The organism is Halobaculum halobium (assembly GCF_030127145.1).
Lineage (GTDB): Archaea > Halobacteriota > Halobacteria > Halobacteriales > Haloferacaceae > Halobaculum > Halobaculum halobium.
Window position 1 is genome coordinate 1,940,285 of sequence record NZ_CP126158.1, and the last position, 24,860, is coordinate 1,965,144.

27 protein-coding genes and 2 pseudogenes are annotated in these 24,860 nt (G+C 69.1%); 12 read left to right on the plus strand and 17 right to left on the minus strand.

Annotated features, from left to right (window positions below):
- Positions 1 to 15: 15 nt before the first annotated feature.
- From P0Y41_RS10155 to P0Y41_RS10175, 5 genes are all read right to left on the minus strand, one after another.
- Complete coding sequence (locus P0Y41_RS10155) at positions 16 to 984, minus strand: aminotransferase class IV (RefSeq protein WP_284061231.1); 969 nt, start codon at positions 982 to 984, stop codon at positions 16 to 18.
- Positions 981 to 1,604, minus strand: a complete 624-nt coding sequence (locus tag P0Y41_RS10160; protein WP_284061232.1) for an anthranilate synthase component II — start codon at positions 1,602 to 1,604, stop codon at positions 981 to 983. Before P0Y41_RS10160 ends, P0Y41_RS10155 begins: the two co-directional genes overlap by 4 nt.
- Positions 1,601 to 3,223 carry an anthranilate synthase component I family protein gene (locus P0Y41_RS10165; protein ID WP_284061233.1) on the minus strand — a complete coding sequence of 541 codons (1,623 nt, stop codon included), beginning with the start codon at positions 3,221 to 3,223 and terminating at the stop codon, positions 1,601 to 1,603. The genes P0Y41_RS10160 and P0Y41_RS10165 overlap by 4 nt, the downstream gene beginning before the upstream one ends.
- A gap of 73 nt (positions 3,224 to 3,296) precedes the next feature.
- Positions 3,297 to 4,046, minus strand: a complete 750-nt coding sequence (locus P0Y41_RS10170; protein ID WP_284061234.1) for a helix-hairpin-helix domain-containing protein — start codon at positions 4,044 to 4,046, stop codon at positions 3,297 to 3,299.
- Positions 4,047 to 4,146: 100 nt separating this feature from the next.
- Positions 4,147 to 4,983, minus strand: a complete 837-nt coding sequence (locus tag P0Y41_RS10175) for a shikimate dehydrogenase (protein ID WP_284061235.1) — start codon at positions 4,981 to 4,983, stop codon at positions 4,147 to 4,149.
- 115 nt (positions 4,984 to 5,098) lie between these two features.
- On the opposite strand from P0Y41_RS10175, the gene P0Y41_RS10180 reads away from it, so the two are divergent.
- From P0Y41_RS10180 to P0Y41_RS10200, 5 genes and pseudogenes are all read left to right on the plus strand, one after another.
- The gene (locus tag P0Y41_RS10180; RefSeq protein ID WP_284061236.1) at positions 5,099 to 6,424 is read left to right on the plus strand and encodes a calcium:cation antiporter family protein; all 1,326 of its coding nucleotides are present in this window, start codon (positions 5,099 to 5,101) and stop codon (positions 6,422 to 6,424) included.
- Between the two features lie 73 nt (positions 6,425 to 6,497).
- Positions 6,498 to 7,942: pseudogene (locus tag P0Y41_RS10185) on the plus strand (D-aminoacyl-tRNA deacylase).
- Between the two features lie 151 nt (positions 7,943 to 8,093).
- Positions 8,094 to 9,284, plus strand: coding sequence for a cell division protein FtsZ (gene ftsZ, locus P0Y41_RS10190; protein WP_284061237.1), 1,191 nt, complete (start codon positions 8,094 to 8,096; stop codon positions 9,282 to 9,284).
- A 223-nt stretch (positions 9,285 to 9,507) separates the two neighbouring features.
- Positions 9,508 to 9,681 (plus strand): protein translocase SEC61 complex subunit gamma, encoded by a 174-nt coding sequence (locus P0Y41_RS10195; protein WP_284061238.1) that lies wholly within the window; start codon positions 9,508 to 9,510, stop codon positions 9,679 to 9,681.
- 2 nt (positions 9,682 to 9,683) lie between these two features.
- Entirely contained in the window at positions 9,684 to 10,139 is a 456-nt protein-coding gene (locus tag P0Y41_RS10200) for a transcription elongation factor Spt5 (RefSeq protein WP_284061239.1), read from the plus strand.
- A 120-nt stretch (positions 10,140 to 10,259) separates the two neighbouring features.
- Here P0Y41_RS10200 and P0Y41_RS10205 read toward each other — a convergent pair whose 3' ends face one another.
- The gene (locus tag P0Y41_RS10205) at positions 10,260 to 10,556 is read right to left on the minus strand and encodes a DUF7565 family protein (RefSeq protein WP_284061240.1); all 297 of its coding nucleotides are present in this window, start codon (positions 10,554 to 10,556) and stop codon (positions 10,260 to 10,262) included.
- A gap of 156 nt (positions 10,557 to 10,712) precedes the next feature.
- Here P0Y41_RS10205 and P0Y41_RS10210 point away from each other — a divergent pair, with 156 nt between their 5' ends.
- Entirely contained in the window at positions 10,713 to 11,474 is a 762-nt protein-coding gene (locus tag P0Y41_RS10210; RefSeq protein ID WP_284061241.1) for a PHP domain-containing protein, read from the plus strand.
- A 29-nt stretch (positions 11,475 to 11,503) separates the two neighbouring features.
- Here P0Y41_RS10210 and P0Y41_RS10215 read toward each other — a convergent pair whose 3' ends face one another.
- Positions 11,504 to 12,010, minus strand: coding sequence for a metal-dependent hydrolase (locus tag P0Y41_RS10215; protein WP_284061242.1), 507 nt, complete (start codon positions 12,008 to 12,010; stop codon positions 11,504 to 11,506).
- Between the two features lie 105 nt (positions 12,011 to 12,115).
- A complete protein-coding gene (locus tag P0Y41_RS10220; protein WP_284061243.1) occupies positions 12,116 to 12,634 on the minus strand; it encodes a CinA family protein in 519 nt (172 codons plus the stop codon).
- 75 nt (positions 12,635 to 12,709) lie between these two features.
- Between P0Y41_RS10220 and P0Y41_RS10225 the strand changes: the two genes are divergently transcribed.
- Both P0Y41_RS10225 and P0Y41_RS10230 read left to right on the plus strand, forming a co-directional pair.
- Positions 12,710 to 13,810 carry a pyridoxal phosphate-dependent aminotransferase gene (locus P0Y41_RS10225; protein ID WP_284061244.1) on the plus strand — a complete coding sequence of 367 codons (1,101 nt, stop codon included), beginning with the start codon at positions 12,710 to 12,712 and terminating at the stop codon, positions 13,808 to 13,810.
- 213 nt (positions 13,811 to 14,023) lie between these two features.
- Positions 14,024 to 15,240 (plus strand): annotated as a pseudogene (locus tag P0Y41_RS10230) (ArsA family ATPase).
- Between the two features lie 8 nt (positions 15,241 to 15,248).
- Here P0Y41_RS10230 and P0Y41_RS10235 read toward each other — a convergent pair.
- From P0Y41_RS10235 to P0Y41_RS10260, 6 genes are all read right to left on the minus strand, one after another.
- The gene (locus P0Y41_RS10235; RefSeq protein WP_284061245.1) at positions 15,249 to 15,572 is read right to left on the minus strand and encodes a DUF8152 family protein; all 324 of its coding nucleotides are present in this window, start codon (positions 15,570 to 15,572) and stop codon (positions 15,249 to 15,251) included.
- Positions 15,573 to 15,576: 4 nt separating this feature from the next.
- Entirely contained in the window at positions 15,577 to 16,401 is an 825-nt protein-coding gene (locus P0Y41_RS10240) for an SDR family oxidoreductase (protein WP_284061246.1), read from the minus strand.
- 57 nt (positions 16,402 to 16,458) lie between these two features.
- The gene (locus P0Y41_RS10245) at positions 16,459 to 17,307 is read right to left on the minus strand and encodes an endonuclease V (RefSeq protein WP_284061247.1); all 849 of its coding nucleotides are present in this window, start codon (positions 17,305 to 17,307) and stop codon (positions 16,459 to 16,461) included.
- A 6-nt stretch (positions 17,308 to 17,313) separates the two neighbouring features.
- Entirely contained in the window at positions 17,314 to 18,237 is a 924-nt protein-coding gene (locus tag P0Y41_RS10250; RefSeq protein ID WP_284061248.1) for a rhomboid family intramembrane serine protease, read from the minus strand.
- A gap of 109 nt (positions 18,238 to 18,346) precedes the next feature.
- The gene (locus P0Y41_RS10255) at positions 18,347 to 18,505 is read right to left on the minus strand and encodes a hypothetical protein (RefSeq protein ID WP_284061249.1); all 159 of its coding nucleotides are present in this window, start codon (positions 18,503 to 18,505) and stop codon (positions 18,347 to 18,349) included.
- A 160-nt stretch (positions 18,506 to 18,665) separates the two neighbouring features.
- Positions 18,666 to 19,199, minus strand: coding sequence for an inorganic diphosphatase (locus tag P0Y41_RS10260; RefSeq protein ID WP_284061250.1), 534 nt, complete (start codon positions 19,197 to 19,199; stop codon positions 18,666 to 18,668).
- A 330-nt stretch (positions 19,200 to 19,529) separates the two neighbouring features.
- Between P0Y41_RS10260 and P0Y41_RS10265 the strand changes: the two genes are divergently transcribed.
- A complete protein-coding gene (locus P0Y41_RS10265; protein ID WP_284061251.1) occupies positions 19,530 to 19,895 on the plus strand; it encodes a PadR family transcriptional regulator in 366 nt (121 codons plus the stop codon).
- Positions 19,896 to 19,967: 72 nt separating this feature from the next.
- On the opposite strand, the gene P0Y41_RS10270 is transcribed toward P0Y41_RS10265, so the two are convergent.
- Together P0Y41_RS10270 and rnhA are read right to left on the minus strand one after the other, a co-directional pair.
- Positions 19,968 to 20,615 (minus strand): DUF7108 family protein, encoded by a 648-nt coding sequence (locus P0Y41_RS10270; RefSeq protein ID WP_284061252.1) that lies wholly within the window; start codon positions 20,613 to 20,615, stop codon positions 19,968 to 19,970.
- Between the two features lies 1 nt (position 20,616).
- A complete protein-coding gene (rnhA, locus tag P0Y41_RS10275) occupies positions 20,617 to 21,207 on the minus strand; it encodes a ribonuclease HI (protein ID WP_284061253.1) in 591 nt (196 codons plus the stop codon).
- Positions 21,208 to 21,292: 85 nt separating this feature from the next.
- On the opposite strand from rnhA, the gene P0Y41_RS10280 reads away from it, so the two are divergent.
- The 3 genes from P0Y41_RS10280 to P0Y41_RS10290 all read left to right on the plus strand — a co-directional run bounded on the left by P0Y41_RS10280 (position 21,293) and on the right by P0Y41_RS10290 (position 24,391).
- The gene (locus tag P0Y41_RS10280; RefSeq protein ID WP_284061254.1) at positions 21,293 to 22,297 is read left to right on the plus strand and encodes a transcription initiation factor IIB; all 1,005 of its coding nucleotides are present in this window, start codon (positions 21,293 to 21,295) and stop codon (positions 22,295 to 22,297) included.
- A gap of 347 nt (positions 22,298 to 22,644) precedes the next feature.
- On the plus strand, positions 22,645 to 23,919 hold the full coding sequence (gene nreA / locus P0Y41_RS10285; protein WP_284061255.1) for a DNA repair protein NreA: 1,275 nt from the start codon (positions 22,645 to 22,647) through the stop codon (positions 23,917 to 23,919).
- A gap of 115 nt (positions 23,920 to 24,034) precedes the next feature.
- Positions 24,035 to 24,391, plus strand: a complete 357-nt coding sequence (locus P0Y41_RS10290; protein WP_284061256.1) for a twin-arginine translocase TatA/TatE family subunit — start codon at positions 24,035 to 24,037, stop codon at positions 24,389 to 24,391.
- Here the strand turns inward: P0Y41_RS10290 and P0Y41_RS10295 are convergent.
- Complete coding sequence (locus P0Y41_RS10295; protein WP_284061257.1) at positions 24,367 to 24,816, minus strand: DUF302 domain-containing protein; 450 nt, start codon at positions 24,814 to 24,816, stop codon at positions 24,367 to 24,369. The genes P0Y41_RS10290 and P0Y41_RS10295 overlap by 25 nt on opposite strands.
- Positions 24,817 to 24,860 lie beyond the last annotated feature (44 nt).

Genomic DNA, 24,860 nt, shown 5'->3' on the forward strand with positions numbered 1-24,860 from the left:
GACTTGTATGCCTCCCTATTCGGGAGCGTGGTCTGCGCCCTCGTCGACGCCGGCCTGGTCTTCCGAATCGTCGACGTAACACGTCGCCTCGACGCGCTCGTCGTACAGCCGCGACAGCAGCGTCGTCACCGGCCCTCCTCCGATATCGACGCCGTCGTAGGTCCCGACGGGGCGGAGCTCCCGTATCGAGGAGGCGATGAACGCCTCGTCGGCGTCGCGAACGTCGTCGGGGACGTAGCGTCCCTCCTCGACCGGGAACCCCTCCTCGCGGGCGATATCGAGCACTTCCGCGCGGGTGACGCCCGGAAGCACGGGCCCGTCGAGCGAGGGAGTCCGGATCGCGTCGTCGGCGACGAAAAAGAGGTTCGCCGTCGCGCACTCGGCGACGAATCCGTCGCCGTCGAGCATGACCGCCTCGTCGGCACCCGTGACGCGGGTTTCGACGCGAGCGAGGACGTTGTTGAGGTAGTTGTGCGTCTTCGCCTCGCTCGGGATCGCACGGTCGGGGACTCGGCGGGTCTTCACTGTCTGGAGGGTCGCCGGGCCCTCCCACGTCGACGAGCCGCCGGTTGCCTCGCGCCCTCCCCGGGGGAGCGGCTTCACGACAGCGACGACAGTGGGTTCGGTCTCGGCGGCGTCGGGCGGAGCGAATCCGGCGGTCTCGCCGCGCGTCACCGACAGTCGGACGTACGCGTCCGCGAGGTCGTTCGCGCGGAGGGCGTCTCGAACGCGGGCCTCCAGATCCAGCGCCGACAGCCCGAGTTCGCCGGCGGGCATCCCCAGCGCGTCGAGGGTCCCGAACAGTCGCTCGACGTGGGCGTCCCACCGCCACAGCGTTCCCCCGTAGGCCCGCACCGTCTCGAAGGCGGCGTCGCCGTACTGGAAGCCACGGTCCGTCACAGAGACCGACGCCTCGTTCGCGGGCACGAGCTCGCCGTCGACGTGAAAGACGAGATTCCCGTGATCGTCGCCGTCGTCGCTCATTCGATCGCACCTCGGTCGCAGACCCCGAGGAAGTTGCGGATCATGCGCTTGCCGTCGGGCGTGAGGATGCTCTCGGGGTGGAACTGCACCCCGATGTGGGGTCGTTCGGCGTGGCGCACGCCCATCACCACCTCGCGCTCGTCGTCCGTCCAGGCGGTCTCCACCAGCGACGGCGGTACCGCGTCGTGCTCGACGCATAGCGAGTGGTAGCGCCCGACCTCGACGCGGTCGGGCAGGGCGGTGAACACGCCGCGGCCGTCGTGACGCACGTCGGACGGCTTGCCGTGAACGACGTCGGGTGCGAGCGTGACCGCGGCGCCGTTGGCCGCACACAGCGCTTGGTGGCCCAGACAGACGCCAAGCGTCGGGTAGTCGAGCTCCTCGAACACCGGGATCGAGACGCCCGCCTCCTCGGGCGTTCCCGGGCCGGGCGAGACGACGACGCCGTCGGGATCGAGGTCCCGAATGCCGTCCACGTCGACGCGGTCGTTTCGCCGGACGAGCACCTCGTCGGCCAGCTCGCCGACGTACTGGACCAGGTTGTACGCGAACGAGTCGTAGTTGTCGACGACCAGGACCCGGCCGCCGGCGGCGTCGCCCGGTGGGACCGAGTCGCTCACTCGTCCACCTCCCCGTCCCCCTGTCTTTGGTTGTCGGGGTCCACCTCCGGGGTGTCGTCCGCGTTCGCGTCCGCCTCCGTGTCATGTGCGACCGCCATATCCGCATCCAGCGCGTCGTCGACGGACCTGACGAGCGCGCGCGCCTTCGCGAGCGTCTCCTCGTACTCGGCCTCGGGGTCGGAGTCGTGGACGATGCCCGCGCCCACCCGAAGGTGGTACGCACTGCCGGTCCGCACGAGCGTCCGAATGACGATATTGGCGACGAGGCGGCCGTCGAAGCCGGCGGCGAACATCGACCCCGTGTATGGGCCGCGCCGGGTCCCCTCCAGCGCGTCGATGATGGCCATCGTCTTCGGCTTCGGCGCGCCGGTGATCGTGCCGCCGGGGAACACCGCCGCGAGCGTGTCCGCCAGCGATCGGTCGGCGCGCTCGGTCCCCTCGACCAGCGAGACGAGGTGCATCACCTCCGAGTAGCGGTCGATGCGGCGGTACTCCGGGACCGAGACGCTGCCGTACTCGCTGACCTTTCCGAGGTCGTTGCGCTCCAGGTCGACCAGCATCGCGTGCTCTGCGCGCTCCTTCTCGTCGCCCGCGAGTTCGGCCTCCAGCGCGGCGTCGGTCTCCGGGTCGGCACCGCGAGGTCGAGTGCCGGCGATCGGCTCGGTTTCGAGGCGGGCGCCGTCCGCGTCGTCGCTGGTTGGGTCCCGGCGCACCAGGAGTTCGGGGCTCGCGCTCACGAGGTCGACCCCGGAGAACTCCACCAGCCCGGAGTAGGGCGCGGGGTTGCGGGCTCGAAGGGCGGCGTAGGCGGTGACCGGGTGGACCGCCGCCGGCGCCGCGAGCCGCTGGCTCACGTTCGCCTGGAAGGTGTCGCCCGCGCGGATCGACTCCTTGACGCGGCGAGCGCGCTCGGCGTACGCCTCGCGGCCGCAGTCGCTCTCGAAGGTCGCGCCGTCGGCGTCGCCGCCGGCGGGCGCGGGACCGACCGCAGGATCGCCGTTGCGTATCCGGTCGATCAGGTCGCCGGCGGCGCCGAGGCCGGCGTCGTAGGCCGCGTCGGCGTCCGCGTGATCTTCGAGCCGGGGACACGAGGTGATCTGGAGCGTGACACTCCCGTTGGCCCGAGGTTCTTTCCACGACGCGAGCGTCTCGTACACCGCCGCCTGCAGTCGCGGCAGGCCGCGGTCGTCGACGGCGCCGTCGGCAGGGAACGACTCCAGTTCGCGGGCGACGTCGTACGAGAGCCACCCGAAGGCGCCGCACGGGTACGGCACGTCGCAGTGGTCGCGGACAAGCGTCCCGGCGTCGAGCAGTCCCTCCAGTGCCGACAGCGTCGGCGACGGGGCGGCGTAGTCGCCGTGGCCCGGGTGCTCGGGATCGCGGACGACCGCCTCGGGGCCGACCGTCAGCGTCTCCGCGGGGTCGACGCCGAGGTACCCCCGACCGGACTGGCCGCCGGTCGTCTCGTAGAACACACCCGGGCGGTCGTCGCGGCGGGCACGGCGGTAGGCGTCGAAGGGGTCGCCGACCGCGATCCGGCGTTCGACCGGGATCCGGGCGTCAGCCGGGGCGTCGGCCGCGAGGCGTCGGAACCGCTCGCGGTCCGTGACCGTCTCCATGGCCGACCGTGTCGCGGCAGCGAAAAAGCGAGTTCGGTTCGGGCCGGCGCGACGCCGGGGCGAACCCGAGTCGTTACGCCTCGAACTCGGCCGCGCGGTCGATCCAGCGGCCGACGCGCTTCTCGGAGACGCTGGTCCGTTCTGCGACCGACTCGGCGTCGGCGGCCGCCAGATCCGCGACCGTCTCGATCCCGATCTCCGCGAGGCGCTCGGCGTACGCGGGACCGATCCCCTTGACCTGATCGACCGGAACGCCGGCGGATCCGTCGTCCGCTTCTTCGCCGTCCGCTTCATCGCCGCCTGCTTCTCCGTCGTCAGCCTCGCCGCCTGCTTCTCCCTCGTCGGCGTCCGGGTCGACCTCGTCCACGTCGGTCGTGACGTCCTCAGACTCGGGGCCGGCGGCCTCCGCGGGCTCGGCCTTCGTGGCCGCATCGTCGGTGGCCTCCGCCTCGTCGACCAGCGAATCTGTGGAGGCGGCGGCGTCCGTCTCGGCGGCGACGGGCTCGTCGTCCTCCCCGGCGTCGTCCTCGTCGACCGACTCCGTCCCCGGGCTCGCGGCGGCCTCCGCGGGTTCGGCGGCGCCCTCGTCGTCGGTGTCGACGGTCGATCCAGTCGAGGCGGCGGCGTCGGTGCCGGTGGCAGCCGGGTCCCCGCCGCCGTCGTCGATCTCCCCGTCAGTTCCCTTGACGGCGTCCTCGGTCGCCGTCTCGGGGTCCGGCTCGTCGCGCTCGCGTTCCACCGTTACCGACGTCTCGGTCGTCCGACCGCTCGACTGGTCGCCCCCGATGCCAAGGATTCGCTTGATCTGCTGAAGGAGTCCCATTTGGCTGACCCACGCCGTCCCTTTTTAAAAATCCAGCGCCGATCGTCGAGAAAACACCGGGAAGGAGCGGTGACGAACGGATGCCCGATGCTTCCCGGTGTCACTCGAGCGCCGCGCGCAGCGCGGCGTTCATCGCGTCGACCGGCGCGTCCTCGCCGGTCCAGCGCTCGAACGCCTCGACGCCCTGATACAGCAGCATCCACGCGCCGTCGACCGTCGTGGCGCCGGCGGCGGCCGCCTCCCGCAGCAGGCGCGTCTCCAGCGGCGCGTACACCGCGTCCAGCACCGCGAGGTCCTCGTGGAGCAGGTCGCCGGGCACGGGCGTCTCGTCTGACTCCATCCCGACGGTCGTCGCGTTCACCAGCAGGTCCGCGGCGGGCACGCGGTCGGCCAGCGAATCCAGCCCGCCCGCTGAGACGGTCGTCGTCGTGTCGAGATCGTCCGGAAGCGACGCGCGAACGTCCGCAGCGAGCGACTCCGCTCGCTTCGCGGTGCGGTTGGCCACGTGGAGCGACACCGCGTCGTCGGCGAGCGCGAACGCCGCCGCGCGTCCGGCGCCGCCGGCACCCACGACGACGGCGGTGGCGCCCTCGCGCTCGACGCCGTGGTGCTCGAACGCCCTGCGGACGCCGGCCACGTCGGTGTTGTACCCCCGTGGTGGGTCGCTCCGGTAGTCGATGGTGTTCACCGCGCCGACCTCGGCGGCGAGCTCGTCGGGCTCGACCGCCGACAGCACGTCCTGCTTGAACGGCACTGTCACGTTCAGCCCCGCGACGCCGAGGGTGGCCGCGGCCTCGATTGCGCGGGCGCCGTCGTCGACGTCCGGCTCGAAGGTCACGTAGCGGGCGTCCATCCCGAGCGCGTCGTACGCCGCTTCGTGCATCGGCGGCGACACCGAGTGCTCGACCGGGGTCCCGATGAGTCCGTACACGTCCATACGAGTCAGTTCCCGAGGGGCCGGAAAAGCGTCCCGACGGCGGGGCGAGACCGCTCCCCGAACCGATCGTCGCGAAACGCAAGAGTAAGGGACAGCCGCTGGTTCCGTGGCGGTAATGAGCTCACGCCTTCGGAGCCCGCTCGTCGCGCTGTTCGGCGGGTTGGCGCTGACACTCCCCTGGATCGTCTCGTGGCTGACCGGGCGAGCCGCGGGGTTCTCGACGCTCGGAACGGTCGCCGTGAGCGGCGTCGCGGTGCTGGGGGCGTCGTTCCTGCTCGCGTGGGGCGCCGAGACCGCAGAGAAGGACGTGCCGCGCGCGTTCGCGATCGCCGTGCTCGCGGTGCTGGCGGTCGCGCCCGAGTACGCCGTCGACGCGCTGTACGCCTGGCAGGCGGGCCAGGGGGACGCGCAGGCGGCGAATCTCGCGGTCGCAAACATGACCGGCGCGAACCGGATCCTCATCGGTATCGGCTGGTCGGGCATCGCGCTGTTCTCGATCTATCAGGCGTACACCCGCGGCGACGACCCCAACGTCGTCACGACCGACCGCGCCCTCGGGGACTACGTCTCGCTCGACCGCGACATCTCGCTGGAGATCGCGTTCCTGTTCGCCGCGACCATGTTCGCGTTCTTCGTTCCGCTGGGCGGCGGTATCGGCGGTATCGACACGCTGGTGCTCGTCGGGCTGTACGCCGCGTACATCCTCGTCATCATCCGCGGCGAGGTCGAAGAGATCGAAGAGCAGGTCGGCGTTCCCGCGTACCTCCAGTCGAAGCCGTTCCCCGTCCGCGCGGCCGCCGTTCTCGGCCTGTTCGGCTACTCCGGACTGCTGATATTCACCGCCGTCGAGCCGTTCGCCCACGGGCTCGAGGACCTCGGTCTCCAGTACGGGATCCCCGAGTTCTTCATGATCCAGTGGATCGCCCCGCTGGCCTCCGAGAGCCCCGAACTCATCGTCACCGCGTACCTCGTGAACAAAGCGCGCGCGACGGCGGCGTTCAACGCGCTCATCTCCTCGAAGCTGAACCAGTGGACGCTGCTCATCGGGACGCTCGCAGTCGTGTACAGCATCTCCGCGGGCCAGTACGGCGTGCTCATGTTCGACGAGAAGCAGGCGGCGGAGATCTGGATCACCGCCGCACAGAGCTTCTTCGCGCTCGCTATCCTGATCAACTTCCAGATATCCGTGCGTGAGGCGTTGGTGTTGCTCGTGCTGTTCCTCTCGCAGGTGGTGACCGAGTTCTACTTCATCCGGACGATGACGGAGGCGGCCGCCGAGGCCAGTTCGATCCTCCTGCTTGAGGCGTACACCGTCCTCTACCTGGTGCTCACGATCGGCCTCCTCGCGACGCGCCGCGACGAGATCCGGACGGTCGCCTCGCTCACGGGGACGACCATCCGCGAGGCCGTCGGTAGCGACGCGGAACAGCCGGCAGACTGACGCGCTCGTTCTCTGCTGGCGCCCCCGTCCGGAACCGACGCGTATTCCTCCCGCACGCCGCTACTGCCAGTCAGTGATCGGCATCGTCGTCTCCCGAGCGGACCGCGCCTCGACCCACATCGCCGAGCGACTGCTCGCGCGTGCGGAGTGGACCGAGCGGACCGACGCGTCCCGCGCCGACGCGGACGGCGGCGGCACGTACCACACGCTCGCCCGCGGCGGCGACGCGGGGGACACGGAAGGCGCGATCCGGGGATTCGAACTCCGCACTTTCGACGACCTGCACATCCGCTTGGACGACCCCACGCCCGCCTTCTCCGAGCCCCCGGAGTACCTCGTGTTCGTCTCGCGCCACTCGGGCGACACCGGCCCCCTCCTGACGTGCCACTTCACGGGCAACTTCGGGGACGCGGAGTACGGCGGCGAGCCAGGGTCGTTCGCGCCCGCCTGCCCGGGCGTCCAGCGCGCGCTCGTCGCTGGCTTCGACGAGCACGCGCCCGAGGACTACGGGGTCGCGATCGAGGGGACGCACCACGGTCCCACCGACCTCGCGACGCCCGCGGTGTTCGCGGAACTCGGCAGCGACGACGAGCAGTGGGACGACCCCGACGGCGCCGACGCGGTCGCCCGGGCGGTGCTCGATCTCTCCGACCGGGGCGCGAGCGTTGCCGTCGGCGATCCCGACCGTCCGCGCCACGTCGTGGGCTTCGGGGGCGGCCACTACGCCCCGCGGTTCGAGCGGATCGTCCGCGGGACCGCGTGGGGGTCGGACACATCGCGTCCGACTGGCAACTGGAGGAGCTCGGCCACCCCGAGGAGCACGGGGACGTGGTCGACGCGGCGATCCGCGCGAGCGACGCCGAATTCGCTCTCGTCGAGGGCGACCGGCCGGTGCTCCGCGAGGCGCTCGCCGACCGCGACGTGCGGGTCGTGAGCGAGACGTGGCTCCGCGCGGTCGACGACCGCCCGCTTGACCTCGTCGGGGCGCTGGAGAGCGACCTCATTCGGGTCGACGACGGCCTCCGGTTCGGCGACCGGGTCGACGACCTGGGGACGGGCCTGGAGAGCGACCCCGCGGACGCCTACCGAGTCGTCGACCTCCCGGCGGATCTGCTCGCGGAGGCGCAGGGGGTCGACGCCGACGGCGCCCGCGCAGCCGTCGAGCGTCACGCCGTCGGCTTCGAGACCGAACAGGCAGGCACGCGCGCCGCAGGGCGGGTCGCGCTCGCAGTCGACTCAGCGAGCGGTCACACCGACGACGGCGACCCCGACCCCTACGACGCGCTCGTCGACGACCTCGCGGCAGTGCTCGCGGAGAAGTACGACGAGGTCGTCCGGGAGGACGGCGCCGTCGTCGCCCGCGTCGAGTCGTTCGACCCCGAGCGGGCCGCGACGCTGGGCGTTCCCGAGGGCCCCAAGTTCGGCGCGCTCTCGGCGGGAGAACCGGTCGAGGTCGACGGCGAAACGATCCGTCCAGCGACGGTCGCACGCGAGCGCGAAGACGTGTTCCCCGTCTGACCGATCGCCCGACAGCTCGGCCACCGTGTCCCCCGACGGCGGCGCTGTCTCCGCTTCGGACGTTCGCGCCGCCCGACACGGGGCGTCTGACGGGTGCAAGACACGAGGGGGAAGGATAATAACTCTCCGTCGGCAACGGCTCCTCATACCTATGGACTCCATCGTTGAGGACGCGATCAACGAGGCCGAGGAGGCCGGGGAAGCGGGGGAGAACGGCGCTTCCGCGGACCCGGCGTCCGACCAGGCCGGAGGCGACGCCGCGGCGGATTCGTCCGCATCGGATGACGGCGCGCCGCGCACGGGGAAGATGACCGACGAGGAACTTCAGGACGTCCTGAAAGACCTCCAGACGAACATCACCGTCGTCGGCTGCGGCGGCGCCGGCGGCAACACGGTGAACCGGATGGCCGAGGAGGGGATCCACGGCGCGGACCTCGTCGCGGCCAACACCGACGTCCAGCACCTCGTCAACATCGAGGCGGACACGAAGATCCTGATGGGCCAAGAGAAGACCCAGGGGCGCGGCGCCGGGTCGCTCCCGCAGGTCGGCGAGGAGGCGGCCATCGAGTCGCAGTCGGAGATCCGCGAGTCGCTGCAGGGGTCTGACATGGTGTTCGTCACCGCCGGACTCGGCGGCGGCACCGGCACCGGCTCGGCGCCCGTCGTCGCGAAAGCGGCACGCGAAATCGGCGCGCTCACCATCGCCATCGTCACGACGCCGTTCACCGCCGAGGGGGAGGTGCGCCGCACCAACGCCGAAGCCGGCCTCGAACGCCTCCGCGACGTGGCCGACACCGTGATCGTCGTCCCCAACGACCGCCTGCTCGACGCCGTCGGGAAACTCCCCGTGCGGCAGGCGTTCAAGATCTCCGACGAAGTCCTGATGCGCAGCGTCAAGGGCATCACCGAACTCATCACCAAGCCCGGCCTCGTCAACCTCGACTTCGCCGACGTCCGCACCGTCATGGAGAAGGGCGGCGTCGCGATGATCGGCCTCGGGGAGTCCGACTCCGACACGAAGGCGCAGGAGTCCGTCCAGTCGGCGCTGCGCTCGCCGTTGCTCGACGTGGATATCTCCGGCGCCAACTCCGCGCTCGTCAACGTCACCGGCGGCTCGGACATGTCCATCGAGGAGGCCGAGGGCGTCGTCGAGGAGATCTACGACCGGATCGACCCCGACGCGCGGATCATCTGGGGCACCTCGATCGACGAGGAACTCGACGGCCAGATGCGCACGATGATCGTCGTCACCGGCGTCGACTCCCCGCAGATCTACGGCCGCAACGAGGCCGCGCAGGCGGCCGCCGGTGACCAGCTCGAGGACCTCGACTACGTCGAGTAACTCACCCGCTCGTCGCCGCCGACCCGGAGTCCCGCGGTGACGACCCCCCGCTGCGACGCCCTCTTTCGTCCGGTCCCGCGGCGCAGTCTCGACCGGTCCACCGATCTCGGTTTCTCGACCTGCTTCGCGCCGACGCTCGCGTCCGCCGCGTGCGTCCCCGTGACGGGCGGTTCGCGGGCAGAGCAACAGATATAGAAGGTGCGGCGAAGTACGCCCGATAACCATGGATGTCAAGTACGACCTGACAAGCTACGTCAGGGTGCTCAAGCTGGCGAGCACGCCCTCTTGGGAAGAGTTCTCCCAGATCTCCAAGATCGCCGGTGCAGGCATCTTTCTCGTCGGGTTCCTCGGATTCATGATCTTCGCGGTCATGTCCGTCCTCACCGGAGGTATCTGACGGTGCCGATCTACTCGGTAAAGACGACGGCCAGCCAGGAGCGCACCGTCGCCGACATGATCGCAAGCAAGGAGATGGCCGAGATCCACGCCGTGCTCGCGCCCGATCAGCTCACCAGCTACGTGATGGTCGAGGCCGACGACGACGCGATCATCCGGCGCGTGCTGGAGGAGGTACCCCACGCTCGCGGCCTCGTCGAGGGGCCGGGCGGCGAGGCGGGCCGGTCGTCGATGTCGGAGGTCGAGCACTTCCTCTCGCCGACACCCGACGTGGAGGGGATCGCCGAGGGGGACATCGTCGAGCTCATCGCCGGCCCGTTCAAGGGCGAGAAGGCCCAGGTGCAGCGGATCGACGAGGGCAAAGACCAGGTGACCGTCGAACTGTACGAGGCGACGGTCCCGATTCCGGTCACCGTGCGCGGCGACCAGATCCGCGTGCTCGACTCCGACGAGCGCTGACGCGCTCGTCGTGCTCCCGCTCGCGTTCGCTCGCGGGAATAGCGACGAACGACAGTTCGTCGTACCATGCGAAGCGTTCTCAGTACGGTATACGACCGGTACTCGCCGGGTTCGACAGGCTCACACGTCGCCGTCGACGCGCTCGACGATCCGGTCGAGGTCAGCGATCTCCTCGATGTCGGCTTTGATCCGTTCGCGCTCGCGGACGTCGTCGGAGTCGGCGTCGTACGCGCGAACGAACTCGGCGCGGGTGTGCTCGTCGAAGGCGTGGCGGATGGCGAAGTAGCCGTCGGGGACGACGGCGCCGCACACCTGGCACTCGTGGCGCTCGTGTGCGGTCGTTTGGTGGACGACGGCGTCCTCGATCGCGTCGAACGCCGCGTCGCATCCGTCGAGTCCACAGGCCCACCGGGACATACCCGGATGCAGAGGACTGGCTCGCTTAAGCGTTCCGTGGGGTCGCCCCCGCGGTCGTCGCTCGTCCGGGGATCGACCTCCAGCTGTCGTGTATCTCTGCGCCCGCATTCGATCCCAAAGCGGAATCACTAACCTCGGCCCGACGTACCTCCGCGTGTGACTGCAGGACCGACGCGGGTCGACCCCCACGTGAAGGTACTCGACGAGAGAGTCGTCGAGCGGGCGCGCCAGTCGGGCATCGACACGCTCGTGTACGCCCGCCACTTCACGCGGCTCCCCGAACTCCGCGAGCGCGCCGAGCGGTTCTCTACCGACGAGGTCACCGTGGTCCCCGCCCGCGAAGTGTTCACCGGCGACTGGGGCAACCGTCGGCATCTCCTCGTGGTGGGCCTCTCCGAGCCAGTCCCCGACTTCATCACCTTCGAGGCGGCGCTGGCGGAGTTCGAACGCCAGGGCGCGGCCGTGCTCGTCCCGCACCCGGAGTTCATGAACGTCAGTCTCACGCGCGCGGAGGTCGGCGCGTACCGCGACCGCTTGGACGCCGTCGAGACGTACAACGCGAAGCTGTTCGGCCGCCAGAACGACCGCGGCCGCCGGATCGCCGAGGCGTTCGACCTGTCAGCGTTCGGCTCCTCGTACGCGCACCTCCCCGGGACCGTCGGGTCGACGTGGACGGAGTTCGAGGGCGACGCTCGCGGCGAGGACGCACTCGTGACGGCGCTGAAAGACGGGATGCCCCGGTCGGTCGTCACGCAGCGGGACCCGGCGACGCGACTGCGGCGGCTGGTGGAGTTCGGGCACCTCGGCTACGAGAACTCGTGGGGGAAGTTCGACCGCCTGCTGCTCTCGGGGATGGAGGCGACCCACCCGCGACACATCGCCTACGACGGTCGCTTCGACGACGTCTCGGTGTACTGATCAGCGGTCTGGTCGGGGCGGACAGTCACTCACACCGGGATGCTGGCGAGAACCGCCGCGGTTGCCTCGCGCGGCGTCCCGGTGTTGAGATCGACGACGAAGAACTGCACGGCCGCCAGCGCCGCGAGCTCGCCGAGCGTGATGGCGACCGTGAACGTGTCCGCCCACTTGCTGGAGGTCGTCACGCCGATCGGAAGACCGTACTCCGTCGACGACAGCGGGTAGAACAGCGCGATACCGCGCTTGCTCCCGACAACGTCCAGCAGATAGTGGGTCGCGACGCCGATCCAAACGAACTGGAGGTTCCCGAAGTAGACCGGGTACGCGATGATTATCCCGAGGACTGGAAGACTGTGCAGCGTCTTCCGGTGCTTGCCGAAGGCGGTGTCCACGTCGGGAAACAGCGCGCCGAGCACGAGCGGAACGAACAGTTCGACGATGGTGACGAACGTCTCCACGTCCCCGGACGGCTGGAGAACGTAACCCAACCCGATCGCCAGGAGGATCGCGTTCAGCACGTGGCCCTTCTTGTTCACGCCCGGCCGTGGAGGCCGGAGCGACCAAACCGTTTCGGCATCGACCGGCGTCGATGGAGCGCTGTCGTCGCCTCTCCATCGCCGGGCGCAGTCGTCGTCCTGTCGCTACTGCCGCTCGCTTACGGCGTCGAGTAGATCCGTCAGCGCCTGTCTCGCGATCTGCGCTTTGATCTCCGTTCGCGTTCCGTCGAACTCGTAGCGCTCGACGCCCGCGCGGCTCTCGCCGGACCCCCACGCGCCGGCGTGCGCGACGCCGACGAACACCGTCCCCACGGGCTTCTCGTCGCTGCCGCCGTCGGGGCCGGCGATCCCGGTGGTCGAGACGCCCCAGTCGACGCCGGCGGTGTCGCGAACGCCGCGGGCCATCGAGCGGGCGACGGGCTCCGAGACCGCGCCCTCCTCGTCGAGAGACTCGCGCGACACTGCTAACTCCTCCAGCTTCGCGTCGTAGCTGTACGTGACCATCGAGCGGTCGAAGTAGTCGCTGGATCCGGGGACGTCAGTCAAGCGCGACCCGATTAGGCCGCCAGTACACGACTCGGCGGTCGCGACCGTCGCACCCGCCTCACGGAGGGCGTCGCCGACGCGTTCCTCGACGGGCGGATCGGCTTCGAACTCACGCATACCTGGTCGTCTGTCGGCCGCGGCTTAAGACCGCGGGAGTCAAGGAGCGAGGGCGCACAGTACCGCCGACCAGCCGTGCACTACGAACGCCCGCAGTTCTTTCACGTGATGCAGTACGCCGCGTCGGCCGACCGCGACGTGGTGGACATGGTGTCGGGCAATCCAGACTGGGAACCGCCGACCGCGCTTCGCGACGGGTTGCGCGAGTACGCCGACGCGAGCCCGGACGAGTTCCAGTATCCGCCCAGCGAGGGGCTGCGCGAGTTGCGCGAGGAGATCGCCGCTCGCCGGAACGTGGACGCCGACCGGATCGTCGTCACCAACGGCACCGGCGAGGCCAACTACCTCGCGATGGCCGCGGCGCTGGACCGCGACGCCGGCTCGGAGGTGCTGTTGACGGACCCGGTGTACCCGTACTACCCAGGGAAGACGGAGCTGTTCGACGCGGCGGCGACGCTCGTGCCGACCGAGCGTGACGGGTCGATCGATCCGGCGCAGTTCCGCGAGGCCGCCGACGAGGAGACGGCGCTGATCCTGGTGAACACCCCGAACAACCCCACCGGTGCGGTCTACTCCCGCGAGACGATGGCGGAGCTCGCGGCGATCGCCGAGGAGGTGGACGCGACACTCGTCGCCGACGAGGTGTACGACCACTTCGACTTCACCGGGGAGTTCGAGTCGGCGCTGACGCTGGACAGCGACCGCGTGATCGTGACGACGGGCTATTCGAAGTCCATGGCGATCACCGGCTTTCGCGTCGGCTACGCGGTGCTGCCCGACCACCTCGTCGACGCTGCGAAGACCCGGCACATGCTCGTCAACGTGGCGACCTCGCGCCCGCCACAGGTCGCCGTCTTGAACGCGCTGCGCGAGACGGGCCCCGACTACTACGCCGACGTGCGGGCGATGCTGCGCGAACGTGTGGCGACGTTCACGGACGCGCTCGACGCCGCCGGCGCCGAGTACACGACGCCCGATGGCGCGTTCTACGTCCTCGCTCGTTTCGACGGCTTCCCGGGCACGATGGCGAACGCCAAGCGGCTGATCGACGAGGCCGGCGTCGCGGGGATGCCGGGGGAGACCTTCGGCTCGGCGCGCGACGAGTGGCTCCGGTTCGCGCTGGTGACCCCCCGTGCCGAGGAGGCGGCGGAGCGGCTGGTCGACTACTTCGGGTAGCGCGATCGGTCGCCGATCGTCGCGAGCGCTGGGCTCGGCCCCGAACGCGCCGGCGACGCGTGCGGAACTACGCGGACTGTGGGTCGACGCCGACGACCCGAACCGTCCGGCTCGTGCTGGTCCCGGCATCGTATTTGAACCCTCGGCGAGGCGGAGCGTCCAGACTCCTTCGGACCAACGGATAGACAAGCGTCCGAACCCCACCGTCACGTAATGAGCGACATCGACGTGGAGCCCGTCGACGAGATCGATTCGGAGCCGGACGATCCCGGCGACTCCGCACACGACGACGCCGGCGCCAGCGACGAGGCCGGTGACGACCCGGTACGGATGGGTGCGGAGATCGATATGCGGGGCGCAGCCGGACTCGACGGCCCGGACGCCCCGGAGTACGTCCTCTACGGTGGGAAAGGCGGCGTCGGGAAGACCACGTGCGCGGCGGCGACCGCGCTCGCGAGCGCGCACGACGGCGTCGCCACGCTCGTGGTGTCGACCGACCCAGCCCACTCCCTGTCGGACACGCTCGGAACCGACGTCCCGGCGCAGCCATCGCGCATCCGGGAGGACGTGCCCCTGTACGGCGCCGAGATCGACCCCGACGCCGCGATGGAGGAGGGAATGTTCGGCGAGGGGATGGCTACTGGTGGGGAAGACGACGACGCGGATGTCGGCGCCGGCGCCAGCGACGCGGGCGGCAACGCGAACCCGCTCGGCGGCCTCGGGGGATGGGCGAGGCGATGGCCGACTCGCCGCTGGGCGGGATGCTCGGGGGGACGATGCCCGGCGCGGACGAGGCCGCCGCGATGCGCCAGCTGCTCGATCACCTGGACGACCCTCGATTCGACCGCGTCGTCGTCGACACGGCGCCAACCGGACACACGCTCAGGCTCCTCCAACTGCCGGAGATGCTCGACTCGATGGTCGGCCGGATGATGAAGCTCAAACAGCAGTTCTCCGGGATGATGGAGGGGATGAAGGGAATGTTCGGGATGGGCGACGGCGCCGGCGGGGAACCCGACCTCGACGAGTTGAAAGCCCGGATCACCCGCCTGCGCGAGACCCTACAGGACCCGTCGAAGACCGACTTCCGCGTCGTGATGGTCCCCGAGGAGATGAGCGTGGTCGAGTCCGAACGCCTCGTCGAGCGGCTGGACGAGTTCTCCATCCCGGTGAACACGCTCGTCGTGAATCGCGTGATGGAGGACCCGCGCGAGGTCGCGGAGTTCGGCGACGGCGTCGACGCCTCGTGGATCGTCACGCCGAACCTGGAGGACTGCGAGTTCTGTCAGCGCCGGTGGGAGGTCCAGCAGAACAGCCTCGCGGAGGCGACCGACCTCTATCGCGGCCGCGCCGTGAAGCGCGTCCCCCTCCTCGCCGACGAGGTGCGCGGGGAGGACGCCCTGCGCGTCGTCGCCGCCTGTCTGGCCTGATCGGTCCGTTACGTCGAGTCGCCGTCGCGGTCGGACGACTCCTCGATCAGTCGCTGGGCGAGGGTGAGCGCCGCAGCGACGTGCTCGTCGGCTGTCTCGTCTTCGGTGTCGCCCGCCTCGCGCAGCAGGCGGATGACGTGGCTCACGCGCTCGCGGACGGTGTCTGGGTCAGCGGGCCGCTCGGCGAGGTCGCGTGCGACGGCCTCCGCCTCACCGAGGTGCGCGCTCGCGGCGCGGGCGACCGGCCGCTCGGCCGTCGCGGCGAGGTGTCCGTGCAGCGCCTCGAGCGGGTCGTCGACCTCCTCGGGGTCCGCGGGGGCGTCGTCGCTCACGGGCTCACGACAGTTTCGACGCGAGCGACCACAGTGAGTCGGCGATCCGCGTCGGGACGAGTCGCCCGACTTCCGCGACCGTCGCCAGCGGCCCCACCGGGTAGCGCGCGGGCGGCTTCGTCGAACTCGCGGCGTCGACGACGTCCTCGGCGACGCGCTCCGGGGAGACGGCCGCGAATCCGCCGCCGCCGATGGCGTCGTAGTCCTCGAACAGGTCGTAGAAGGACTCGTAGGCGCCCGATCGGTCGAGCCCGTCGATCTCCGATTCGACGCGGTCCTCGAAGTCGGTCTCGACCGGCCCGGGTTCGATCAGCGAGACGGTGATTCCGTACTCGCGGACCTCGTTGCGGAGCGCGTCGCTCATCGCCTCCAGCGCGTACTTCGAGCCGCAGTAGACGCCGCCGCCGGGGAACGCGACCCGGCCGGCGGCCGAGGAGACGTTCACGATGGCGCCGTCCTCGCGGCGGCGCATCGCGGGTAACACCTCGCGGATCAGGCGGTGCGGGCCGTAGACGTTCACCTCGAACTGGTCGCGCACGGCGTCGGTCGGCACGTCCTCGACCGGGCCCATCTGCCCGTAGCCGGCGTTGTTGACGAGCGCGTCGATGCGGCCCTCCTCGTCGAGCATCCGATCCACGACGCGCTCGATGTCGCCCTCGTCGGTCACGTCCAGCGTCGCGATGCGGCAGTCCTCGTGCTCGCCCAGCGTCTGGATGTCCGCCGGGTTGCGCGCGGTCGCGTACACCGTCCACTCCTCCTCGAGGAACGCCGTCGCGCTCGCCCGCCCGATGCCGGACGAGCAGCCCGTGATGAGTACGGTTCGTGTCATGTCACCGCCCTCGGAGGCCCCGAAGTTAACTCCCGCCGTCTCGGCCGCGTCGGGTACTTACCTCGAACCGGTCGCTGCGACCTCGCGCTTCGCCTCGTCGGCGTACGCGTCGGCCACCCTGGTCGGCTCGGGGAGCTTGTAGCCGTCACACAGCGCGGCCACGAGGTCGACCGTCGTTTCGGCGCTCACGCGGTGGCCGGCGCTCACGTACAGCGGATTGATCACCGGTGAGGAGTCGTACTGTCGCGACTGGTAGGCGTATCCGATCGTGGTCCCGTCGGGCGCGTCGACGCGGTCGTCCGCGGCGATCGGGGTCCGCCAGCCCGCGGGCCGTTCGTCGACGGGATCCGCAGGCGTCCCGCACAGCAGCGACTTCGCAACGCCGATCGCGGGCGCGTCGAACAGCACCCCGATGTGGGTTGCGATACCGGCCTGTCGGAAGTGGATCCGGCCGCTTCCGTCGAGGACGTACAGGTCCGGCTCCGACTCCAGCGTCGCCAGCGCGTCGACGATCGGACCGCCCTCGCGGAACGCGAGCAGTCCGGGGACGTACGGGATCGACAGCTCCGTCACCGCGTACGTGCGCTCGACCACCTCGCCGCCGCGCTGGACGACGACCGCAGAGACGGCTCGGTCGTCGAGGAACGCCTGGTCGACGCCGGCGACGAGCGGTGCCGCTGAACTGTCGGCGCTGTCGCCGTCAGCGTCGAAGCGGTCGAGACTGACGGTCGAATCCGCGCTGGCGGCGCCCGCGTCGCGGTCATCGATGGTCCCTACGTTGGCGGAGTCGAATCTGAAGTCGTCGTCGAAGCTCGCAGCCTCGGCGATGTCGCGCTGGAGCGCCTCCATCGACTCGCGGTCGAGCACAGGGTCGGGGAGAAACTCCGGGCGGATCGGCTCGGGCATCGCCGGTCAGAACCGCCGCCGGCCGCCGCCGAGCCCGCCCCCGCCGCTGCCGATCTGGTTGGGGACGCTGCGTCGGCTGTCGGCGACGTTCGCGTAGAGGACGCCGATCACCAGCCCCGAGAGGTGAGCGGCGTGGGCGATGCCGCCGGCGCCGCCGAGGATGCTTCCGCTGGAGACGACGCCGAACAGCGAGAAGCCGGCGTACAGCAGCGTGATCGTCCGGATCTTCAGCGGGATCGGCGGGATGAGCAGCATCACCTTGAGGTTCGGGTTCACCACCGAGAGGAAGCCCATCACGGCCATGATCGCGCCCGAGGCCCCGAGAACGCCGCCGGACGGTGCCGCTCCCAGCAGCGCGCCCACGCCGATCTGCGAGAGCCCGGCGACCGCGCCGGTCACGAGGAACATCGCCGTGAAGCGCTTCGACCCGAGGTACCGCTCGACCAGCGGGCCGAAGAAGTACAGCGCGATCGAGTTGCCCGCGATGTGGAAGAAGACGGTCGGGGAGTGCGAGAAGATCGAGGTCACGATCGTCCAGACGTACCCCTGCAGCAGGGCGGTCTCGCTGAGCACGAAGATGTCGCGCCACGGACCGCCGGTGAGGATCACCGCCCACTGGGCGGCGAATGTGACCCACATCAGCGCGAGGAACACGTACGTCATGTTGCCCCGGAACGCGCCCATGATCCCGCCGGTGCCCGTCTCCCGGTCGATCCTGGATTTCACCCGCGAGCCGACGCCGCCGGAGTCGCCGTCTTCGACCCCGTCGTCGAACCCGGAGTCGAACACCCCGCCGGGGTCGTTCCACTCGCTGAGTCCCGGGCAGTCGTGGTTCTCGGGGAGACGATGTTCCGCACAGAACGTCTGGCCGCAGCGTCTGCACTGGTACGGGAGGTTCTCGTACTCGCCGCACTCCGCGCACTTCGCCATTACCCGCCCTAGCCTCGGGCCGGGTATATGTCTGCCCCTCTCGGGAGCGCGAGCGCACACTCGTGAGCCGTTGTCGACGGGACCGCTCGCCGTCGGCAAGCCGCTCCCGTCACGTATCGTCGCGGTCGACGGCGCGCTCGGCGGCTTCCCCCTCGTCGTCGCTCGTTCGATCGTCGCCGTCGGCTGTCGTTCGCTCGTCGTCGCGGGCGGCGTTCGTCGGGACGACGGTCACGTGGTCGATGCCGACGGCGGGTTGTTTCGCGGCCATGCTCGGTCGACACTTGCCGGTGCTCGCACTAATAATTACCCATGCTCATAACTTATCCCCCGACGCGGCGGGGATGCCCACGGCTAATTGGTCTCAGTCGCGGTGAGCCAACGGTGCGGTGGCGGTCGCGGGAACGAGGACCCTCGTGGACCGGTCCGGTTTACGCGAACTGCTCGTCGTAGAGGTCCTGGGCGTGCTCGATAGCGTCCATCGCGGCCTGCTTGTCCTCCCAACCCAGGGTTTCGACCTCCTTGCCCTCCTCGAGGTTCTTGTAGGTCTGGAAGAACTCGTCGATTTCGTCGATCTGCTGCTGGGGGATGTCCTCCAGGTCCTCGATGTGATCGTAGCGCGGGTCCTCGCTCGGGACGGCGATGACCTTGTCGTCCTGCTCACCGTCGTCGTCCATCTTCATGAGCGCGACCGGGCGGGCCTCGATGACGCAGCCGGGGAACGTCTGGTCCTCGACGAGCACTAGCACGTCGAAGGGGTCCTCGTCGTCGTAGTACGACTGCGGGATGAACCCGTAGTCAGAGGGGTAGTGAACGTTCGAGTGGAGGACGCGATCGAGCATCACGCCCGGAATGTCCTTGTCGTACTCGTACTTGTTTCGCTCACCCTTCAAGCACTCCACGACGGCGTAGATCTCCTCGGGGGCGTCGGGCCCCGTCTCGAGGTCTTCCCAGAGGTTCGTCATGCGCACGACGGTTCCGCCAACGCGAGCAAAGGCCTTTCGGCACGCGATGACAACGTCGGACAGCCGTCCCCGTCGACGGCGGTGTGAGTCCCATTAGTGCGCACAGACCCGCCGAGATACTCCCTCGAGAAGACGTGCGTCCGACCACCCGAATATAGACGGAAGAGTACTTATGTTTGCCACCCGTCTTCTCGGTAACTGGGCGGTTGGCAACGTGGGGGGAGTCAACCACGGATCGTCCGAATAGCCGCGCCTCAGTCCTTCTACGTGCCGAATTTCTCGTCTGGTTGGTAACAATTAAATACACTCGTGACCTTTCATCGGCTGACCATGTCAGAGGCACAATCGAAAACGGAAGTGGTCGACATTGCGCGGGATCTCACCGCGTTCCAGCAGAACATCCTCGTCATCCTCTCTGAGGAGGCGATGTACGGGCTCGCGATCAAGCGCGAACTCGAGAACTACTACGACGCCGAGGTCAACCACGGGCGACTGTACCCCAACTTGGACGACCTCGTCGAACTCGACCTGGTGGAAAAGAGCGAACTCGACAAGCGGACGAACCAGTACGAGCTGACCGAGACGGGCCGCAAGGCCGTGCTCGACCGCCTGAACTGGGTCGTCGGCAAGTACGTTACCGACGACTCGCGCGCGGGCGACGTTCGCACGCTCGTCGACGACGCACTCGACGCGTAATCGCCGCACTCAGATCGACCAGAATCGACCCCGGTACGAACGACCCTGCGGCGCGTCACCGCCCAGACGAACTCACAAGGGAGTCCGTTCGTCCGCGGCCTCGAAGACGTACCGCAGCGACGCCCGCACGGCGTCGCGCTGTTCTTCGGAGGGCCACGCGTTGCGTGGGAAGTACTCGTCGAGGAACTCCGATAGCTCCGCCTCGGTGGCCGAGTCCATCGGCCGCGCGTAGTGGTTCCCCATGAAGTCGGCGAACGCCCGCGCGTTCGCGGCGTGGATCTCGCTGTGCGCCTCGGCGACTGCGTCCACGAGCGCCGCGTTATGCTCCTCGATTTCGGCCCAGTCGTCGGGGTCGCCAGGCCCGGACAGCGACACCTCGACGGCGCGATCGGTGTCATCGATCCGGTCGATCTGGACCGTCCCGTCCTCGATCCACTCCTCGGGGTAACACACGAGCGTGTCGTCCTCGTCGCGGACGCGGGCGGTGAAGTCGTGCTCGGCGAGCCGCTCGGCGCGATCGGCGCGGTAGGCGTCGGCTTCCGCGTCGTCGACAGCCTCACGGGCCAGCCGGGTGAGTCGCTCGGCTGCGTCGACAGCTCGTTCGGGGAGTTCCTCGTCCCATTCGTCCCCGTCTGCCGCGGTTCCGCCGGACGCGCTGTCGGATTCGTCGTCGGTCGATACCACTCCCGTCGCGTCGGTGGTGTCCTCTGTGGGTTCCATCTCAGCCCTCGAACGCCTCGTTCGCCAACTCGTCGGCGCGCTGGTTTATCTCCCTCGGCACGTGCTCGATGCTCCAGCGGTCGAACCGCTCCAGCAGTTCCAGTCCCCGAACCCGCTTCTCGCGCAACCCGGGGTCGTTCACGTTCCACTCGCCGCGGATCTGCTTCACGATCAACTGGGAGTCGCCGCGCACGTCCGCCTCGTCAAGTCCGTAGTCGGCAGCCGCCTCCAGCGCCCGGATCAGCGCCTCGTACTCGGCTTTGTTGTTGGTCGTGTCTGCGATCCGATCGTTGCCCTCGGCGACGATGCCGTCGCCCGTGACGATCGCCCAGCCGATGGCCGCCGGCCCGGGATTCCCCCGAGAGGCGCCGTCGAAGTAGACGTGCCCCCGCCCGCCGCCCTCGCGGACGAGCGCCGCGAGCCGCTGCGGATCGCCACCCTGGACGACGACCTTGTCGTCGTACGCCACCGCGACGGCGCCGTCGCGCTCGGCGCGCCAGCGTTCGTGGTCTGTGTTGCCCGCGACCACCTCGAGGCCCGCGTCCGTCACCCGCTCGCGGGCCGCCTCGGGGTCGCAGTCGATGACCGGCATACCAGACGGTGGCAGCCGACGCGGAGAAAGCGTTGCCATCGGCACGAACCCTTAACAGTCTCCACACCGACACCTTGTAAACACGATGACAGGGCCAACCCGGCAGCGGGACGAACGCGAGCGACGACAGTGGACCGGGGACGAGCGCGGCGACGAATCAACGACCGACGAGGCAGAGCAGGAGGACACGGGCGACGAGATCGATCCCGAGGAGTTCGACGAGGAGGACCTCGTGCGCACGGCGGACGGCGAGCTGATGCACGAACCGACGGGGCTGATCGTCGAGGAGGATCACGTCGATCGGGGGCCGGAGTGGCGGGCGTTCAATCACTCCGAGCGGCAGTCGAAGTCGCGGGTGGGCGCGCCCGTGACCGAGACGATGCACGACAAGGGCCTGACCACCACGATCGACTGGAAGGATAAGGACGCCTACGGCCGCTCGCTGTCCTCGGAGAAGCGCTCGCAGATGCACCGCCTGCGCAAGTGGCAGGAGCGCATCCGCACGAAAGACGCGGGCGAACGCAACCTCCAGTTCGCCCTCTCTGAAATCGACCGCATGGCCAGCGCGCTGGGCGTCCCTCGCTCGGTCCGCGAGGTCGCCTCCGTCATCTACCGCCGCGCGCTCAAAGAAGACCTCATCCGCGGCCGCTCCATCGAAGGCGTCGCCACCGCGACACTGTATGCGGCGTGTCGCAAGGAAGGCATTCCTCGGTCGTTGGAGGAGATATCGGAAGTCTCGCGGGTCGAGCGCAAGGAGATCGGTCGGACCTACCGCTACGTCTCGCAGGAGCTCGGCCTGGAGATGAAGCCGGTCGACCCCAAGCAGTACGTTCCGCGGTTCAGCTCCGAACTCGAACTCAGCGAGGAGGTCAAATCGAAGGCCAACGAGATCATCGAGACGACCGCCGAGCAGGGACTGCTGTCGGGGAAGTCGCCGACGGGATTCGCCGCGGCCGCCATCTACGCCGCGTCGCTGCTGTGTAACGAGAAAAAGACCCAACGCGAGGTCGCCGACGTCGCCCAGGTCACCGAAGTCACCATCCGCAACCGCTATCAAGAACAGATCGAAGCGATGGGCATCCACGGGTAGGCGGACACGGACTCGAAAGCGATTTCTCCAGTTCTCGCTTTCGCGGGGTCGCGAACATCTTTGTCGGATAGCGGAACCACGCCCGGCATGACCTGACTTCAGCCGCGCGACGGTCAACATCGGGTTCGAGGTCGACAGAACGGCGGCCTCGATGCGTACGGCGGGAGCCGTGCGCGCGTGCAGTCATCCGTCGCGTGTCGCGTCGTCGGCCGTTTTCTCTCGGGGGTCGGGAAGCCACCGGCGAGGCACCGACTGCCTGTCAGCCAACTTCCGAGCGTCGCGGCTGTCGACGCCGCCAACCGCGCGGGGAACGTTCATGTCCGCGGAGCGGCTACGCCGAACCGACCGTGAAGCTGGACGACTACGTCGAGTTCGAGGAGAACGAGCGAGCCGAGCGCCGGCGGCTCGCCCAGGAGAAGTCCTACGAGCTGATGGACCACCTCGAGTCGTTCCAGCACCGCTTCGACGAGGCGACCGGCGGCGACTCGGTGTTCGGTTCGGTCTCGCCGTCGATCTTCGTCGGCTCGTCGAACTACCCGAATCTCTCGACGGGCCTCCTCTCGCCCGTGGGCCAAGAAGGCGAGGCGGCGAAGTACGAGACGAGCGGCGCGTGGTACGAAGAGGGCGTCTCAATCTCGGACGTCTTCGAGCGGCGCACCTCGCTGTTGAACTCCACGCAGGGCGTCGACGCCCGCGACGCTGGCTCCGTCCACGACGCGTGGGACGGCTTCCTCGGCGTTCAGCGCGAGGTCGCCATCGCCGACCGGCCGGTCGACGTGGAGGTGTTCCTCGACGACGGGCCGAACCTCGATTTCGACGTGACCGCCGACGACGTGGCGACGCCGACCGGTCCGCGCGCCCGGGCCGCCGACGCGGACCTCGGCGAGAACCCCCACGTCCCCAGGCCGGTCAAGAAGACGCTGGAGGACGACGACTGGCGCGCGGAGGGTGCGATGAACTACCTCTATCGCCGTGGATTCGACGTGTACGACATCAACACCGTGCTCTCGGCGGGCGCGCTCGGCCGGGGTGACCAGCGACGGCTCGTGCCCACGCGGTGGTCCATCACCGCCGTCGACGACACGATCGGGAAGTACCTCCGAGGGACGATCCGTGACCGGCGGAGCGTCGACACCGTACAGGTGTGGCGCAACGAGTACCTCGGCAACGCGTTTTGGGTGATCCTGGCGCCCGGCGACTGGGAGTTCGAACTGGTCGAGATCAAGTCGCCGGGGAGCATCTGGCACCCCGACCCCGGGGGGGACACGTTCCTCTCGTCGGCACACGAGAACCGCGAGGGGCGGACGCGGTACGTCGACGAGACCGCGGGCGCGTACTACGCCTCGCGATTCGGCGTGCTGGAACACCTCTCCGAGCGCGGCCGGCAGGGGAAGGTGCTCGTCATCCGGCACGTCTCGGACGACTACTGGGGCCCGGTCGGCGTCTGGCAGGTGCGCGAGAGCGTCCGCAACGCTTTCGAGGGCGAACACGGAGAGGCGGAGACGTTCGAGGACGCCGTTCGCGGCGTGAGCGAGCAGCTCCCGGTTTCGCTGGCCCGGCTTCGGAAGAAGTCGACGATGATCGCGGGCCTCCAGTCGAGTCTGGCGGACTTCATCCGGTAGTCGCCGACGATCTGGAGCGGCGGATCGAAACCGATCACCGCGGCGCGGCCCACACCGTACCGGTTTCGTCACAATACACCACACTGTTACGTTCTCGCGGAGCGACAGCTTCGGCATGGTCCCACTGTTCGGCGGCGTTCCGGGCGGTCCAGAGCTGCTGATCATCCTCCTGATTCTCCTGTTACTCTTCGGGGGAACCGCCGTGTTGGTGCTCGTTCTCGGCGTGGGCGGACTCAAGCTCTTCGGGGGCGCGGACCGGGGGGACGGTCGCGTCGACGACGACCGCGTCGCGACACTCGAACGGGATCTCGCCGAGACCCGCCGAGAGCTCGCGGAACTCCGCGAGGATCAGGACCCAGAAGTGGGGACCGACCCCGCAACGGGACAGCGAAACGACGCCGGTGACAGTAGCGATGCCACCGTCGGGGACGCCACCGCCGAGGACGATTACGACGAGTCGAGATCGGCGTAGGCGGCTTCGACCAGTTCGCCGGTTTCGCCGATGATCGCTTCCATCGCCTCGCTATCGGCGTCGATCCCGAGCAGCCGCGCGATCCGCATGATCGAGACGTGATATACGGTCTGCACACCCGGTTCCTCCTGCCATACAACGACGTTGCACGGCATGAGCGCGCCGAGCCGATTATCGGTCGCCTCGAGCGCGCGGTCGGCGACCGACGGGTTGCACGCGCCGAGCACGTAGTAGGGGTCGCGGCCGGCGTCGACCTTCTCGTTGAGCATGTCCGAGACGGAGAACTCGACGGGGATCCCGAAGCCGTTCTCGGTGAACACCTCGCGGACGTGCTCGATCGCCTCATCGTGTTCCATCTCGAGCGTCGCGCGCTTCTCTCCGATGTCTCCGGCCTTGACCGCCGCTGGGTCGATTGGTAGAGTCACGACTCTCGGTTCGGCTCGACCGGTGGAAAAACTGGCGCCAGTGC

Excerpts from the sequence above, each read along its gene's own strand:
- P0Y41_RS10155 (WP_284061231.1), bottom strand. The coding sequence starts at position 984 with ATGAGCGACGACGGCGACGATCACGGGAATCTCGTCTTTCACGTCGAC.
- P0Y41_RS10195 (WP_284061238.1), top strand. The coding sequence starts at position 9,508 with ATGGATGTCAAGTACGACCTGACAAGCTACGTCAGGGTGCTCAAGCTG.
- P0Y41_RS10265 (WP_284061251.1), top strand. The coding sequence starts at position 19,530 with ATGTCAGAGGCACAATCGAAAACGGAAGTGGTCGACATTGCGCGGGAT.
- P0Y41_RS10245 (WP_284061247.1), bottom strand. The coding sequence starts at position 17,307 with ATGCCCGAGCCGATCCGCCCGGAGTTTCTCCCCGACCCTGTGCTCGAC.
- P0Y41_RS10290 (WP_284061256.1), top strand. The coding sequence starts at position 24,035 with ATGGTCCCACTGTTCGGCGGCGTTCCGGGCGGTCCAGAGCTGCTGATC.
- P0Y41_RS10260 (WP_284061250.1), bottom strand. The coding sequence starts at position 19,199 with ATGACGAACCTCTGGGAAGACCTCGAGACGGGGCCCGACGCCCCCGAG.
- P0Y41_RS10270 (WP_284061252.1), bottom strand. The coding sequence starts at position 20,615 with ATGGAACCCACAGAGGACACCACCGACGCGACGGGAGTGGTATCGACC.
- rnhA (WP_284061253.1), bottom strand. The coding sequence starts at position 21,207 with ATGCCGGTCATCGACTGCGACCCCGAGGCGGCCCGCGAGCGGGTGACG.
- P0Y41_RS10165 (WP_284061233.1), bottom strand. The coding sequence starts at position 3,223 with ATGGAGACGGTCACGGACCGCGAGCGGTTCCGACGCCTCGCGGCCGAC.
- P0Y41_RS10255 (WP_284061249.1), bottom strand. The coding sequence starts at position 18,505 with ATGGCCGCGAAACAACCCGCCGTCGGCATCGACCACGTGACCGTCGTC.
- P0Y41_RS10250 (WP_284061248.1), bottom strand. The coding sequence starts at position 18,237 with ATGGCGAAGTGCGCGGAGTGCGGCGAGTACGAGAACCTCCCGTACCAG.
- P0Y41_RS10205 (WP_284061240.1), bottom strand. The coding sequence starts at position 10,556 with ATGTCCCGGTGGGCCTGTGGACTCGACGGATGCGACGCGGCGTTCGAC.
- P0Y41_RS10220 (WP_284061243.1), bottom strand. The coding sequence starts at position 12,634 with ATGCGTGAGTTCGAAGCCGATCCGCCCGTCGAGGAACGCGTCGGCGAC.
- ftsZ (WP_284061237.1), top strand. The coding sequence starts at position 8,094 with ATGGACTCCATCGTTGAGGACGCGATCAACGAGGCCGAGGAGGCCGGG.
- P0Y41_RS10170 (WP_284061234.1), bottom strand. The coding sequence starts at position 4,046 with ATGGGACTCCTTCAGCAGATCAAGCGAATCCTTGGCATCGGGGGCGAC.
- P0Y41_RS10175 (WP_284061235.1), bottom strand. The coding sequence starts at position 4,983 with ATGGACGTGTACGGACTCATCGGGACCCCGGTCGAGCACTCGGTGTCG.
- P0Y41_RS10240 (WP_284061246.1), bottom strand. The coding sequence starts at position 16,401 with ATGACACGAACCGTACTCATCACGGGCTGCTCGTCCGGCATCGGGCGG.
- P0Y41_RS10180 (WP_284061236.1), top strand. The coding sequence starts at position 5,099 with ATGAGCTCACGCCTTCGGAGCCCGCTCGTCGCGCTGTTCGGCGGGTTG.
- P0Y41_RS10280 (WP_284061254.1), top strand. The coding sequence starts at position 21,293 with ATGACAGGGCCAACCCGGCAGCGGGACGAACGCGAGCGACGACAGTGG.